The organism is Jannaschia faecimaris (assembly GCF_900107415.1).
In the GTDB taxonomy this organism is placed as follows: domain Bacteria; phylum Pseudomonadota; class Alphaproteobacteria; order Rhodobacterales; family Rhodobacteraceae; genus Jannaschia; species Jannaschia faecimaris.
Map to the genome: position 1 here is coordinate 1 of NZ_FNPX01000025.1, position 13402 is coordinate 13402.

The 13402-nt window shown below is 61.4% G+C and carries 15 protein-coding genes and 1 pseudogene; 9 read left to right on the forward strand and 7 right to left on the reverse strand.

Translation table 11 applies throughout. The features are described from left to right. Positions 1-332 precede the first annotated feature (332 nt). Positions 333-1373, reverse strand: a complete 1041-nt coding sequence (locus BLV27_RS17530) for a GlxA family transcriptional regulator (RefSeq protein WP_092647796.1) — start codon at positions 1371-1373, stop codon at positions 333-335. Between the two features lie 115 nt (positions 1374-1488). On the opposite strand from BLV27_RS17530, the gene BLV27_RS17535 reads away from it, so the two are divergent. The 7 genes from BLV27_RS17535 to BLV27_RS17565 all read left to right on the forward strand — a co-directional run bounded on the left by BLV27_RS17535 (position 1489) and on the right by BLV27_RS17565 (position 7352). Then, positions 1489-2436 carry a homocysteine S-methyltransferase family protein gene (locus BLV27_RS17535; RefSeq protein WP_092647797.1) on the forward strand — a complete coding sequence of 316 codons (948 nt, stop codon included), beginning with the start codon at positions 1489-1491 and terminating at the stop codon, positions 2434-2436. A gap of 99 nt (positions 2437-2535) precedes the next feature. Beyond that, complete coding sequence (locus BLV27_RS17540; protein ID WP_092647798.1) at positions 2536-3870, forward strand: flavin-containing monooxygenase; 1335 nt, start codon at positions 2536-2538, stop codon at positions 3868-3870. Further along, complete coding sequence (locus BLV27_RS17545; protein ID WP_092647799.1) at positions 3867-4067, forward strand: DUF1127 domain-containing protein; 201 nt, start codon at positions 3867-3869, stop codon at positions 4065-4067. The genes BLV27_RS17540 and BLV27_RS17545 overlap by 4 nt, the downstream gene beginning before the upstream one ends. Positions 4068-4366: 299 nt before the next feature. Then, positions 4367-4606 (forward strand): DUF1127 domain-containing protein, encoded by a 240-nt coding sequence (locus tag BLV27_RS17550; protein ID WP_170831507.1) that lies wholly within the window; start codon positions 4367-4369, stop codon positions 4604-4606. 310 nt (positions 4607-4916) lie between these two features. After that, entirely contained in the window at positions 4917-6062 is a 1146-nt protein-coding gene (locus BLV27_RS17555; protein ID WP_092647801.1) for a YncE family protein, read from the forward strand. A 118-nt stretch (positions 6063-6180) separates the two neighbouring features. Beyond that, positions 6181-6489: a hypothetical protein gene (locus BLV27_RS17560; protein ID WP_092647802.1), complete on the forward strand. Its 309-nt coding sequence runs from the start codon at positions 6181-6183 to the stop codon at positions 6487-6489. A gap of 431 nt (positions 6490-6920) precedes the next feature. After that, positions 6921-7352, forward strand: a complete 432-nt coding sequence (locus BLV27_RS17565; protein WP_170831508.1) for an SRPBCC family protein — start codon at positions 6921-6923, stop codon at positions 7350-7352. A 140-nt stretch (positions 7353-7492) separates the two neighbouring features. Here the strand turns inward: BLV27_RS17565 and BLV27_RS17570 are convergent, their stop codons facing one another. The 5 genes and pseudogenes from BLV27_RS17570 to BLV27_RS17590 all read right to left on the reverse strand — a co-directional run bounded on the left by BLV27_RS17570 (position 7493) and on the right by BLV27_RS17590 (position 10492). Beyond that, positions 7493-7741: a leucine zipper domain-containing protein gene (locus BLV27_RS17570; RefSeq protein WP_092647804.1), complete on the reverse strand. Its 249-nt coding sequence runs from the start codon at positions 7739-7741 to the stop codon at positions 7493-7495. Between the two features lie 91 nt (positions 7742-7832). Next, positions 7833-8274 (reverse strand): annotated as a pseudogene (locus BLV27_RS19900) (IS6 family transposase); the annotation flags it as partial. A gap of 160 nt (positions 8275-8434) precedes the next feature. Then, a complete protein-coding gene (locus BLV27_RS17580; protein ID WP_092647806.1) occupies positions 8435-8680 on the reverse strand; it encodes a cupin domain-containing protein in 246 nt (81 codons plus the stop codon). Beyond that, positions 8677-9717, reverse strand: a complete 1041-nt coding sequence (locus BLV27_RS17585; RefSeq protein WP_211605539.1) for an NAD(P)H-dependent flavin oxidoreductase — start codon at positions 9715-9717, stop codon at positions 8677-8679. The genes BLV27_RS17580 and BLV27_RS17585 overlap by 4 nt, the downstream gene beginning before the upstream one ends. Positions 9718-9907: 190 nt before the next feature. Continuing rightward, positions 9908-10492 carry an ankyrin repeat domain-containing protein gene (locus tag BLV27_RS17590; RefSeq protein WP_170831509.1) on the reverse strand — a complete coding sequence of 195 codons (585 nt, stop codon included), beginning with the start codon at positions 10490-10492 and terminating at the stop codon, positions 9908-9910. Positions 10493-10865: 373 nt separating this feature from the next. Here BLV27_RS17590 and BLV27_RS17595 point away from each other — a divergent pair, with 373 nt between their 5' ends. Next, entirely contained in the window at positions 10866-11327 is a 462-nt protein-coding gene (locus tag BLV27_RS17595; protein ID WP_211605540.1) for a globin family protein, read from the forward strand. Positions 11328-11368: 41 nt separating this feature from the next. Here BLV27_RS17595 and BLV27_RS17600 read toward each other — a convergent pair whose 3' ends face one another. Continuing rightward, positions 11369-12355, reverse strand: a complete 987-nt coding sequence (locus BLV27_RS17600) for an AraC family transcriptional regulator (RefSeq protein ID WP_092647808.1) — start codon at positions 12353-12355, stop codon at positions 11369-11371. A 413-nt stretch (positions 12356-12768) separates the two neighbouring features. Here BLV27_RS17600 and BLV27_RS17605 point away from each other — a divergent pair, with 413 nt between their 5' ends. Further along, the gene (locus BLV27_RS17605; RefSeq protein ID WP_092647809.1) at positions 12769-13332 is read left to right on the forward strand and encodes an OsmC family protein; all 564 of its coding nucleotides are present in this window, start codon (positions 12769-12771) and stop codon (positions 13330-13332) included. Positions 13333-13402: the final 70 nt, after the last annotated feature.

The following is a 13402-nucleotide window of genomic DNA, read 5'->3' on the forward strand; positions in this document are numbered from 1 at the left end:
ATAGGCGGGCCAGTTCGTGGTCTTGTAGGTCGAGGGTGTGGGTCTGCTCATGCACGTCAGCTACCATGCTGGATTCACGAGATGAATCCCTCACCGGATTTATGCAACAGAGCCCAGCCCGGAGAGAATGTGTGTACGCCTTTCGGAGCGTGGGCCGGTTATCAGCCCAACCCGCATAACCCTCGAAAACAACGGAAAAATCCGGCCGCAGCCGGATCGGGAGAAGCGTTTCTCGAGGGCAAGTGGCGGAGGGGGCGCGACTGGGATCGAACTTTCTCCATCTATAGATATCTGTTTTATATTGACATTTTCTTCATCAACCTGATCGACAGTCAGGCGACCGACGCAATGGAGGTGCTTGAAGGCAATTGCAGCCGTTTGCGGCGATAGGCCGAGGCCGCCATCCCAACATGCCGCTTGAAGGCGTTTCGGAAACTCGAGGTCTCCGTATAGCCGACCTCTGTCGCGATGTCCTCAATCGGCGCATCTGTCGTCTCGAGCATCTGCTTGGCTTCCTCGATCCGAAGGGTCTGGATGTAGTCGACAGGGGTCTGCCCCGTCGCCCTGCGGAACCGGCGCAGCAGACTTCTCTCGGTCAGCCCTGCGCGGGCGGCCATTGCGGCGACGGGTGACGCCAACACGTAATTGTCCGCCGCCCAGACCTGGGCGTCAGCGACGATCGCATCGTCGTGCTGTCGTCCGGCCACGAGCGAGGCATAGTGCAGCTGTCCTTCGCTATGGGGTTGCAGCAGGTAGATCTTTGCGATGCGCCTGGCCTCACGGTCGTCGGCAAGACGGCCGATAAGATACAGCATCAGATCGGCCCAGGCTGACGCGCCTCCCGCTGTCACGACACGGTGTCCTTCACCCGACGGAACAAGAATCCTTTCCCGACGCAGCCGGATCTCGGGAAAGCGCCGCGCAATGACGTCGCAAAACCCCCAATGGGTCGTCGCGTCGACACCGTTCAGCAATCCTGTCTCGGCCAGCAGAAGTGTCCCGGAACAGACCGAAGCGACCATCGCGCCGCTGGAATGCGCCTCGACGATCCACGATGCAAGAGGCCCGAACTCTGCCGGCATCGATCCGTTCGGATCGAGGTGAAGATCCGGAACGATCACCAGATCAGGCTGGCCAAATTCCGCAACGGACCCATCGGGAGTGATCTTGCGTCCGTTAACGTCGGTGTAGGGTGCGCCGTCGAGCGACAGCAGCGATGCCTCGAAGACCGCCGGGCGCGGCGCGTCCCCGTGCAGCATCTCCCAGTCGCGTCCGACCGAGGCCATCACGTCCAGAATGCTGAACGCGGTCGAAGTGCCAACGCAGGGCATGGCCAGAACCGCCGTCCTGTAGGTGGCCCGTTCGATCGTCATCGCGAATGTCCGATTATCACCGTTTCCTTCGAATCTGCGCATATCATGACAAACCGTCCCGTAGCAATAGAAGGGCGACCCCGGGGACATGCCCCGACAGCCAAGGAGACGATGAATGCCACTTTACAACGATGCCACCCGACGCCTGATGAATGACCAGCGCCTGTACCTGACCGATGGCGGATTCGAGACATCAATGCTGTTTCATGAAGGGCTGGATCTGCCGAGCTTCGCAGCCTGCGTGATCCTTGACAGCGACGCCGGTCGTGACGCGATGACCCGCTATTTCGAGCGATATCTCGGGCTTGCCGCCGCTGCCGGAACTGGCTTTGTCCTCGACACCAACAGCTGGCGCTCCGGCGTTCACTGGGCGCCGGCCCTGAATCGCAGCCCCGCCGACATGCTGCGACTGACCGGCGACGCTGTCGACTTCGCTAAGGAGTTGCGCGCCGACTGGTCGGGCCGCGTCTCGCCGATCCTGATCAATGGCGTTGTCGGCCCGTCTGGCGACGGCTACGCGCCCGATATCGAACTGGAGCCCGCGCTGGCGCAGTCGCTTCACGCGCCTCAGATTGACGTCTTCGCGCGGGAAGGCGTGGACATGGTCTCGGCGCTGACGATGACCCATCCGGGAGAAGCCATCGGGATTGCGCGTGCGTCCGTTACCGCAGGCTTGCCGGTCGTAATTTCCTTCACGGTCGAGACCGATGGCGATTTGCCGAACGGCCAGTCCCTTGCCGATACAATCGCCGAGGTCGACGCAGCCACGGACGCCGCCCCGATCTATTACATGGTCAACTGCGCCCATCCGGAGCATTTCCAGGAGATCCTGTCGGGCGGATGGACCGCGCGGATCGGCGGCGTGCGGACCAACGCCTCACGCCTCAGCCACGCCGAACTGGATGTGGCCGAAAGCCTGGACGAAGGCGATCCGGAAGAGCTGGGCGCGCTGCATGTGGGGCTGGCCCGGCGTCTGCCGGGGCTACGTGTGGTGGGCGGATGCTGTGGCACGGACCATCGTCACGTCCATCGTATCGCGGAGACCTGCCTCGCACCCGCATGATCCCATTTCAACGATCAGGGGGCGATCGGTCTGATTGCCCTCGCCGTTGCATGATCCGTCGCCCGGCCGCTGGCCCCCGACATATCGAAGGACACGAAAATGAAAACGAACTACTCTGAGCGCGCCATCGTCATAGGCGCGGGCCTTTCCGGACTTGCCGCGGCCCAAGCGCTGCAGGCGCGGGGCATCCATGTCACGATCCTGGAAGCAAGCAGGCGGGTCGCCGATCCCTGGCGGGCACGGCACCCGCAATTGCGGCTCAACATTCACCGTCACTTCGCCGGGCTTCCGGGGAAACCGATGACCCGTGAGGACGGCACCTTTGTGCGCCGGGATACGGTCGTGAGCTATCTGGAGACTTACGCAAGCCAGCTTCGTCACAAGATAAGATTCAGTACCTCGGTTAAAGGGCTTTCCCGGGATGGAGACGTTTGGCGGGTACAGACCGCCTGGGGCGAATATGTTGCCGGTCACGTCGTCATCGCCACCGGACGCGACCGCATTCCGACGATCCCTGTCTGGCCCGGCATGGACGGCTTCGGAGGCAAGATCGTCCATGCGGCGGACTTCGGCGACGTGGCTCAATACGAGGGCCGCAAGGTGCTGGTCATCGGCGCCGGCAACTCGGGCACGGACGTTCTGAACCACCTCGCGCGGATCGAACCGGCAAAGGTCTGGGTGTCCGTGCGCCATGGACCGGCGATCCTGCCCACCCGGATTCTGGGGTTTCCGCTGCACCGGCTTGCCAAGCTGTTCACCCGCGTGCCGAAATGGTCGCTCGACCCGTCCTTCGCCGCTCTCCAGTGGCTGGCCTTCGGCAACCTGCGCCGCTTCGGCCTTCGGAGCCATCCCATGGGCGGCGGCAGCCGGATGCATCGCGAGGGCGTAACCTTTGCGTTGGATGACGGGTTCGTTGCCGCGCTCAAGGCGGGTCGGTTCGAAGCCGTCGCCGAGACTGTGGGCTTCGACGATTACAGGGTCGAACTTGCCGACGGACGTCGGGTCGGTCCGGATATCGTAATCTGCGCGACCGGCTATCGGTCGGGGCTGGAGCAGCTGTTCGGCGACTTCGACGTTCTCGACCAGAACGGTCACCCACGCCACCCAATGGGCCAGGCCGACCCCGATCATCCGGGCCTTTGGTTCAGCGGCTTCACACCCGGTTTCACCGGCTATTTCCATGCAGCCGGCGTCACCGCGGACCGCATCGCACGGCAGATCGAGCGAAGCCAAGCGGCGCGCAGCATGAATGAGCAACGCCATCTCGATCGTGACCTGACGAGCCTTTCCGGTCTTCAAGACCACGAACTGATGGATATGGGGCTCAGCCGGTCCGAACTGACCCCCGAGGGTCTGTCGAACGCCGGGGCCCGGCGCTCTCGTCAATCCGGCACCGTCACATCACCCTTCGCATCAACAGGAGCATCCCAATGAACACCCTCACCTTGCCCCGGCGCTTCGGCATACGCGCGCCCCTTGCAGGTCTTCTGCGCCGCTGGCGTGAAAGGCAGCAGCGCAGACGCCAAATGCGTCGGCTCGACGATTTGCCGCCATACCTGCTGCGGGATCTCGGCCTTGATCACCTGACACGAGAGGAGCGGGACCGTCTGGGCGGCTACCACCGGCTCTGATCCGCCTGGCGTGCCCCCGCAGGTACAGTTGAACGTCACCAACAGGTCTCCGCCGGCGAAAACACTTCTACCGGTCGCAGCAGGGTCCGGTCGCGTCCCCCGACGGGGGCCAATTACCGCTGAGCACTGTTTTTCGTTCTGCGCCGGCGGTTACGGACGATCGGCCTGTTCGTCCGGACGGGCGGCACTTCCGGGACTCCCGTCCCCCCAATAGGCCTGCCGCATACCTCGCGGCGCCCATACCGACGTTCCAAGCGAGGGGACTCATGCCGCTTTGGCTGATCAGAAAGGAGAAGAACATGAATGTTTACACGGAATTTCTCGAATCTGCGCGAGACACGAGTGGCGGCACGCCGTGCCAGCCCCGGTATCTCGCGCTTTTTGAGAAGCTGAAGCGGACGGCAATCCGGATTTGGCATCAATCGCATCACCACAAATCGATCTGTGAACTCAATCGCCTGGATGAGCACATGCTCAAGGACGTCGGTCTCTTTCGCGAACATCTTCCGAACGGCGCAATCCACTACAGCCGACGCTGATTACTTATGCAAACCCGCCATAATACTCGGAAAATCCAATGAAAAATCAAACCAAGATCATCATCGTGACAGCACCGCTCAGTATCGCAATACTGGCAGCCGTCTCTTCCGCATCGTCCTTTTCGGCCGTCTTGGGCGGCTCCTCAGGCACGAATTTCTCGGAGTCCGCATCTCAGGATATCTGGACGCCGCGACGTTGGAAAAACCCTTGATAGAGCCCCTTCGCAACAACTCGCAAATGCTTGCCAGGCCGCACGAGACGACCCGGACACCAGAAAGACCCATTAGAATTGAAAACAAGGATAAGACCATGAAACGCTTCATCACCACTTTTCTCGCCAGCAGCGCCCTTGCGCTCGTGGCGGGCATCGCTTCTGCAGAGCAGACCGCGCTCGTACTATACGAGACCAAGGGTGCGGATCAGAGCGAACGCGAGGACGGCATCGCCTTCGTCGAACTGGATCCGACGTCGCCCGATTACGGGCAAATACTGGCGCAGATCCCATTGCCGGAAGACTTCTTCTCGCACCACATCTTCTACAACCCGTCGCGCACCAAGGCCTACGTAACCTCACTGAACACGCCCGAGCTGCGCGTTCTGGACCTCAGCGCGTTCCCCTATCGCCATACCTCGGTCGAAGTCGCGGGCTGCGCGGTCGGCGAGGACGTCTCATTCTCCGAGGCTCAGGGAAAGTGGTACCTGACGTGCATGGGCTCGTCGGTAGTCATAGTCGGCGACGCGCGGACCGACGAAGTGCTGGAGACGCTGACAATGCCCGCGCCGTGGCCGCACGGCATTGCGACCAATGACGCCATTGATCGGCAACTTGTGACCAGCACCGTGAACCCCTCGGATATGACCCAGTGGGGCGAGGAAATCGTCGTCATGCAGCCGAGTACTGGCAAAGTTCTTTCTACGCACAAGGTGTCGGATAGGCCTTCGCCATCGGGCGCCGGACCGGTCGAGGCCTTCTTTGTGCCGGGCGTGGAGCCCGCGCTTGCCTACATCACCAACATGGACGGCAGCCTCTGGCTGGCGGAGTGGCGGCCCGGCCTGGAGATCTTCGAATTCCACGAGGGATTCCGGTTCGACGAACTGGGTCAGGGCATGACCCTGGAGGTCTATTTCAATGCGGAGGGTGACAGGGCTTATGTGACATCGGCGAAGCCGGGAAATCTCAACGCGTTCGATATTACCGACCCGCGCGCGCCAAGGCATCTTTGGGCGACCGAAACGGCCGGCGGAGCACACCACTTGGTATTCTCGCCCGATGGCGGCCGGGCCTATGTGCAGAACAGCCTGCTCAACATCGAGGGAATGAACGACGGCTCGATCTCCGTGATCGATCTGGCGACGGGTGAACAGATGGACAGTATCAACACGTTCAAGGACGCGGGACTGACGATCAACACTATCGTACTGACACCCGAAGCCGAGGACTCTCACTCACACTGACACCCGATTCAATCCGGCGGGCGTGCGCGCCCGCCGGAACCATCCAGCCGTCTGGCAGCCTCTCACTCTGTTCAGACTTTCACCGACGTAATCTCGAAAAGCAGGTCCGGAGAGCATAATGACAAGAGCTCTTTCATTGGCTGAGCTGTGGGTGCGGCTACCTTTCGGGCTTGCCGAAGGCGCCAGCGGAACCTTGCCGGTCGTCGCGGCGGCCTATGATCCGGTCGAGCAGGACGTCTACTGCGAGAAGGTGCCTGGCTCGGATGAGGTGTTTCGCCCCTTGTCTGCGACACGTAACATGGACGCAGCGCTATTCGCATCAGCAGTGCCAGTCGCGCACAACTTTATGGATGCGAGCGATACGGATGCCTATCCGCTCGGACTCACGCTCGGTGAGTGGTATTCCGCAACAGGTGCAGGCAGCTAGATCTGTGAGGATTGCATTGGCACAGTCGACGTCAACTTGGAAAATCTCGTGCCGAACGGTGTCTACGCAATGTGGCATGACTTCATGGTCTGGCCGCCCACCGAGTCAATCATCGGGACCTATGACCTGCCCTTTGGCGCCCGCAACGGGTCCGAGAACACGTTCCTGCCCAAAGCGGACGGATCAGAGCGCTCCCTGACGTCGTGCCTTCAACACACGGGCGAGCATCTGACCCCGGATTTCGCCATTGCATGGCACCCGGACGGCAAACCCGATGGACCGCTGACCAGGGACTTTTCAACCTTGATGCATTTCCAGATGTACGTGGGCCTGCCGCGACGCGCTGGTCTTTGTACGCAACAACCGCGACGGCACTGCGCACGCGCGCCGGATCAAGATCGTGGACACGTCATGCCACGGAAAGGACGACAATGCTGATCCAGGACAAGATCTCCATCGCCAGTCCGCCAAGTGCCGTCTGGGCGGTCAAAATCGATGTAGCCAGGTGGTCGATCTGGTCGCCCACCGCGACGTACGCGCTATCCGCGGGCCTGCCCCTGAAAGTCGGCTGCGAGGTACTGCTGAAGCAGCCCGCCCAGCCCAAGATGATCTGGCGGGTCACCGAGTTTGGACCGGGGTACTACTTTGCCTGGGAAACCTCGGGAAAGGCGCTTCGCATGCGGGCGACGTATCACATCACACCCCACGGATCCGGCGCAGAATGCGTTTTGACACTGAAGGTATTCGGGTCGCTCAGACGGATCGTTGCATCGATCATTTTCTTGCCAATCCGAAACGCCATCAAGCAAGAAAACCGAGCATTGAAGGAATGGTGCGAAAGTGGGCGCGGGGCAAAGTCGTAGGACCCCACGATTTTCCAGGGCGTTCAGGTCGAACCGCTGGCAAGCCGTCTTTCGGTCATTTGGCGTGGATGGCAAATGGCGAGCTACTGCATCGGGCAGATCAATCAGAGGAAGTGAATAACTTGGAACTCGATCACATATTAACATTCGTCTCGGGTGCGGTCGCATGTGGCGTGCGGCGTGGGATTGCGCGGGCTTTCGGGCCGTGAGCTGCGGTCAATCAGGCCATCCGCCCCTTCAGCCTTGAAACGCCGATACCACCTTGCCGCGGTCTTCGCCCTGACCCCGCGGACAACTGCCGCCTGAGTAAAAGACGCGCCTCCTTCGATTATCTTGGCAAGCCGCTCTCGATCCAAAGGTGTCAGTCTGGCATTCTGATTTATGTTCATTTGATCCCTCCGAACAGTGTTGAAGCTTGGTAACTCCAACCAACTCGGTCCGGATCGGATGGACAACCTATTGAAAGCTCACAGCTAGTCCTCGGAAAGGCAGGTGGGAATTCTCTGCTCGGTTGTTCGCCAACCTGACCGCCTCCTGCCGAGCGGCGCCGTGGGAACTGAGCATATCCGTCATGATCGACACCGACCGACCGTGCTTGCGCAATGCATTCCTGAGAAATCTCAGCGCTGCCTTCTTGCCCACCTTCGTCTTGACAAAGCTCTCCGGGATTTCGTCCTCGTGATCAACCGCCCGCCATAGGGAGTGCCGCTCACGGTTGATCTTCACGAACATCTAGTCGAGATGCCACCGTCGGCAGCTGGATCTCATCCCTTCGATCCGTCGCTGACGAATCCCGGAAGAAAGCTTCGGACCGAGCCTGTGCCACCAGAAGCGAACCGTCTCGTGACTGACATCAACACCGCGTTCATGGAGCATAATCCTCCACGTCTCGGAGTGACCACGGAAACCAGACGTACAGCATGACCGCCAGGCGGATGATCTCTAGGCTCTTGAAGAACTTGAATGGGCCGCATTTGGTCGCCTCGGGACGCTAGGCACAGCTTTGACAGGTCTCAAGCCGAACTTGGCTGACACGGACCTGCTTCGGCGTCAACTTTTGCAAGCGCGGCGGCACAACGCGGTCAGTCTAGCGGGTTCATCACCGTATTGGTCGCCGTCTCCGACGACAGGAACACCGCCAGGATGCGCAGCGGCTCGCAGCCGGTTTTGACCCCGTTATGCAGTGTGTGGAACGCCTTGATCAAGCTGCCGCCAGCAGCATAGGTCTTCTGCCACTCCGGCCCGTAATCGACTGTCATCTCGCCGTCGAGGACATCGGCGAACAGCGGAACGTCGTGGTGGTGCCAGCCGGTTTCCTGTCGCGTCACCGCCTGGTGTCCTCTTTGAGCATCGCGGGAGCGGCCTGCCGGTCAGCGCCCTCTGCAAGACGAAGAGCGACCCTGCGCGCTTCGTTCAGGATTTCCCTGACGATATCACCTGCTGGCAATACTCGGCGGACAGAACCGACGGACTGGCCCGCCCACATCGAAAGCGCCTCGATATCGCCCCGAAGATCGGTCCCGGGCGTCAGGCACTGATAGCGTTGAATGTCACCGCCAGAGGATGACGACGCGACGATGTCGCCCTCACCCGGGCGCGCCCCATTTTCCGGCCGGCCCGCTGTTTCCCAGGCCTTGGTGGTGCTGTTGCGCAGGACGCGATGAGGTGCGTCTGGCCAGCCAATGTCAAAAAGACTTTCATAGTAGCCGGTGGCGGTTTCATCAGCCGCGAGCAATCGCGCGATGTATTCTGGATGAATGGCCGCCTCGTCCGAAGCCAGAAAACGGGTTCCGATCCAGACCCCTTGGGCGCCAAGCGCCAGCGCCGCGGCCATCCCGCGGCCATCCGCAATCCCCCCTGCTGCGATCACAGGCACGGAACCGACCGCATCAACAACTGCCGGGACAAGCGCCATGGTGGTAACCGTACCACCAACGTGCCCACCGGCCTCCCACCCCTGCGCCACGATGACATCGGCGCCGGCATCGACTGCCTCGCAGGCCTCTTTTGCCGAGCCGACCGTCTGCATCACGACAGCTCCACCCGCTTTCGCGCGCGCGACAAGGCACGGGGACTGCCCCCAGAACAGTGAAAACGCCGGCACTCCCTCCTCCAGACACAGGTCCATCCGGGCGTCCTGATTTTTGGATGCATTCAAATTCACGGCAAAGGGCCGCGCGGTCATCTGCCTAACTTGCCGGAGGCGCTGACGTGCCTGATCGGCATCGGCGCCGGACAGTGGTAGAGTACCCAAAGCTCCGGCATTGGACACGGAAGCCGTCAGATGCGGCCCGGCGGCGCCTCCCATTGGGGCCTGAACCATCGGGGTCTCAATGCCGAGAAGCGTGGTGAATGTATTCATCATGTTGTCTGTCCTTTCGTTGGGTGCACCGGCCCGGAAAATCGAGGTGCGTCGACGTGGCACACCGCCACGGCGGTTTCGGCGCGCTTTTTCGTCGCCCGCCCTGGGTCATTTTCTTTTCGAAATGCAAATTCCCACACTTCCCACTTCAGCTTGGAATGCCCAACAGTCCCGACTGGGCGGCAAAATTCCGTTACGAAGAGGCCCTGTCCAGCCGATTGAAAAAGCCCCGCATGGCAATATCAAGTTTGGAAAGAAGCCCATTATTCCCGCACCTGCCGCACCAGATGGCTGCCCGCAGCCGAAGATCATGCGCCGAAAAATCTGACAAACCGGATCGAAGCAGGAATAAGGATATGTCGTCATGACCGTTCTTCAGCGCTTCTATCAAGGCCGAGTTCCGTCCCGTCTTGTCCACCAAATTCACACTCGCGTCATGCGCAATCAATGTCTGGACGACAGAAATATGTCCTTGAACCGCGGCCTCGATAATGGCTGTTCTTCCGCAATACTCAGGTTTCGTGTCGACTTTCGCCTCTTTTTGGCCAAGCAATAATTCAAGGACGGCAAGGTTCCCACTTCTTGACGCGATCATCAGTAGGGTGCTTTTCCGCTTGTTCATGGCGTTTACGTCCATCTCGGGTTGGGCCAGCAAAAAGTCGAATGATTTCGACATTCCGTTCCATGCAGCGATGTGAAGCGCCGTCCAGTCATTTTGATCGGTCGCGCATACGCCCATACGTCCAGCGAACGGAATCAGTTTGAATTTGTTTCTCATATCCCTTCTTCCTTCATGAATCCCAACATCTGGCACAGTGATGGGCCACCCGGACCTTGACCAAAGCGGGCCTGTTCCGGCGGCGGTCAGCGTGGATCCTTTGAAAGCACTCTCGGGTTGTTCTGCGACGATTGGGGCATGCCGGGAACGGCCGCGAAGCCGCGATCCATGACCGTGCGTCCGGAACCCGATGCATGGCACAGCGCCAGACGCATTCGGCCAGGAATTCGGAGCAATCGTCCGGTCTGGCGGAGGATCGGTTATTCCGGGGGATCGGAAATTCGACATATCCGAATATGGCCGGTCAAGGCTTTGGGCGCAGCTTGCCGGACGATCCCGGCAGTGCCAGCGCCCTGCAAGAAGGACCCAGAGAATGACACGAACGGATTCGGAGGCCCGAAGCGCCGCCAGACTGACACCACGACAGATTTTCCTGATCCGCGATAGCTTTTCGTCGGTTGCGCCAATGCGCAAGACCGCCGCGACGCTTTTCCATGCGCATCTGTTCGAGATGGCCCCAAGTGTCCGGCCGCTTTTTTCGCGCGATGTTTCGGATCAGGGCGACATGCTGATGGCCGCTCTTGCACGGATCGTGCGCGCGCTTGATCGCATGGAAGACGTCGCGCCGGATCTGGAAGCCCTCGCGCGGCGCCATCCTGGCTATGGAGCCAGGGAAGAACATTATCCCGCGGTGGGCGAGGCCCTTATCTGGGCACTGGAACAAGCATTGGCTGAGCGGTTTACCGACGAGGTCAGGAAGGCTTGGGTCGATGCCTACGCCGAAATCTCACATATCATGATCGCCGCCACGCGGGCCGGTCGCCCAAGCGTCTGACGCGGCCGATTTTCGCGGTACCCAGTCGATGCCGGGTGATATCAGTCCACGCTTGCTCCCTGTCGCCAATGCGCCGGCGAAAGCCCCGTCGCGCGCTTGAAGGCGCGACTGAACGAGGCCTCGGACTCGTACCCGACCTGCTCGGCGATTTGCGCGATGGTCACGGCGCCTCCTTTGATCAGGCTCGCGGCACGCTGCATGCGCCAATTCGACAGGTAGGTCATCGGCGGCATCCCCAGCATCGTGGTGAACCGTTCCGCAAGAACGCTGCGCGACACCCCGGCTTCACGCGCGAGCGCGCCGACTGTCCAGGACCTCGCGGGATCGCCGTGCAGCAAACGGAGCGCCCGGCCGACGGCTGGATCCCGCAGACCCGCGAGCCAGCCGTCGGCCCCATCGGGGATGGATGCGGCGTGCCTGCGAATGACCTCGATAAAAATCAGCTCGCTCAGTTTGACGAGAACCCCGTCGCTCCCGGCGCCGGTCGCATCCGTCTCTCGTGCGGCGGCAGCGATCAAGCTTCCCAGAAAACCGTCGCCGCTCTCGTAGCCGTCCGGCACATGGATGACACGCGGGAGCGCGGAGATGAGCGGATTGAACGGTGCCACATCACAACCGAGAAATCCACAGAGTAGACGCGTTGTCCCGGTCCGCCCGCCGCGATGATCGATGTGAAACGGCAGCGAACGGCCGCGCGCCACTTCATCAAAGGCGGCGAGGCTCGGCTCCGCGTCGAGGCCGGGATCGCTTGCCAGAACGTGGGTGTCGCCATGCGGAAAGACGACGACGCTTCCCGGTCCCAAGGCAATCGGCGGCCCGTTCGGGTTGGTCAGCCGGGTCCAGCAGGTGCCCTCGACGATGACGTGGTATTCGATCACATGGCGCGCGTCCGACACCACGGTTGGCGCGATGCGCTCTTTCGGAGGAGCCGCCGCGACCCACGGGGCCGCGGCATCCACCTCGAAGAACAGAGCGCCCGAGAGACGAACGCTCCGGAGCATCTCGGAAAGAAAATCCTGCTCGCTCATATCGTTATTTTCATGCCCTGAGTTGGAAGTAGAGTCGATGCTGGCGGCAGGCCACCTGGCGAGAGAGTCAGCACAAGTCACAACATAATAGCACGAGACGGCCAATCGCTACAGGCATCGCGAAAACCGCTCCATCCAGTAGCTGTCCAGCGAGGCGCGTCGCACCGCCGCCTGAAGGTCCGTTCGCAGATCTATCGATGCCGCGAGCCCCTCCCGAAAGGCCCGGTCGCGGGTTCCGGACGGGCTGCATTCCCGTCCGGACGCCGGGCAATTCCGGAATGCGGCACAGCTTCGTATGTCCTCCACACGGGTCGAATAGACACCGACACTGGCCCCTGAACCGGCGAGGTTCTGCCGAGCCCCAAACCAAGCGGGGATCAGCAGTCCTCAAGCCACGACACAAAGGAATGGACATGACCACAGCGACCACGACACCCGTAAACAACGGCGTCAACACCGAAGCCCTCATCGGCGCCCGCGGCGCCTTCGAACAGGCGCCCGACGCAGCTCGATTCACATTCCGCAGCACCTGCGACTGGATCGAGGGCACTTACAACGCCAACGCCATCAACGGATATTTCGGCCTCGGGCAGGACCACGAGCGGAGCGAGACCTTCCGCATCGCCTCCGATCACCCGACGGTCTTCGCCGCCGGGGATCGCGCACCGGCTCCGCCCGAGATCGTGCTGGCCGCCCTCGCGAGTTGCCTGACCGGCGGCGTCGCCTCCGTCGCGCAGCACCGGGGCATCCAGCTGAACTCGGTGCGAGCCACGGTCGAGGGCGACATCGACATGCAGGGCATCCTCGGGATGGATCCCGACGTCCGCAACGGTTTCTCGGCCATCCGCGTGACCTTCAAGATCGACGCGGATGCGGATGCCGACGACATCGCCGCATTGGTTGCCCAGTCGCAGAAGCGCTCGGCCGTGTTCGACATCCTAACCAATCCCACGAACGTCGCCGTGAACGTCGCCTGACGAAGCCATGCCCGCCTGCCGGCCCGTATCCGGGCTCGGGAGGCGGACCATCGCCGCGCACCTCTGCGAA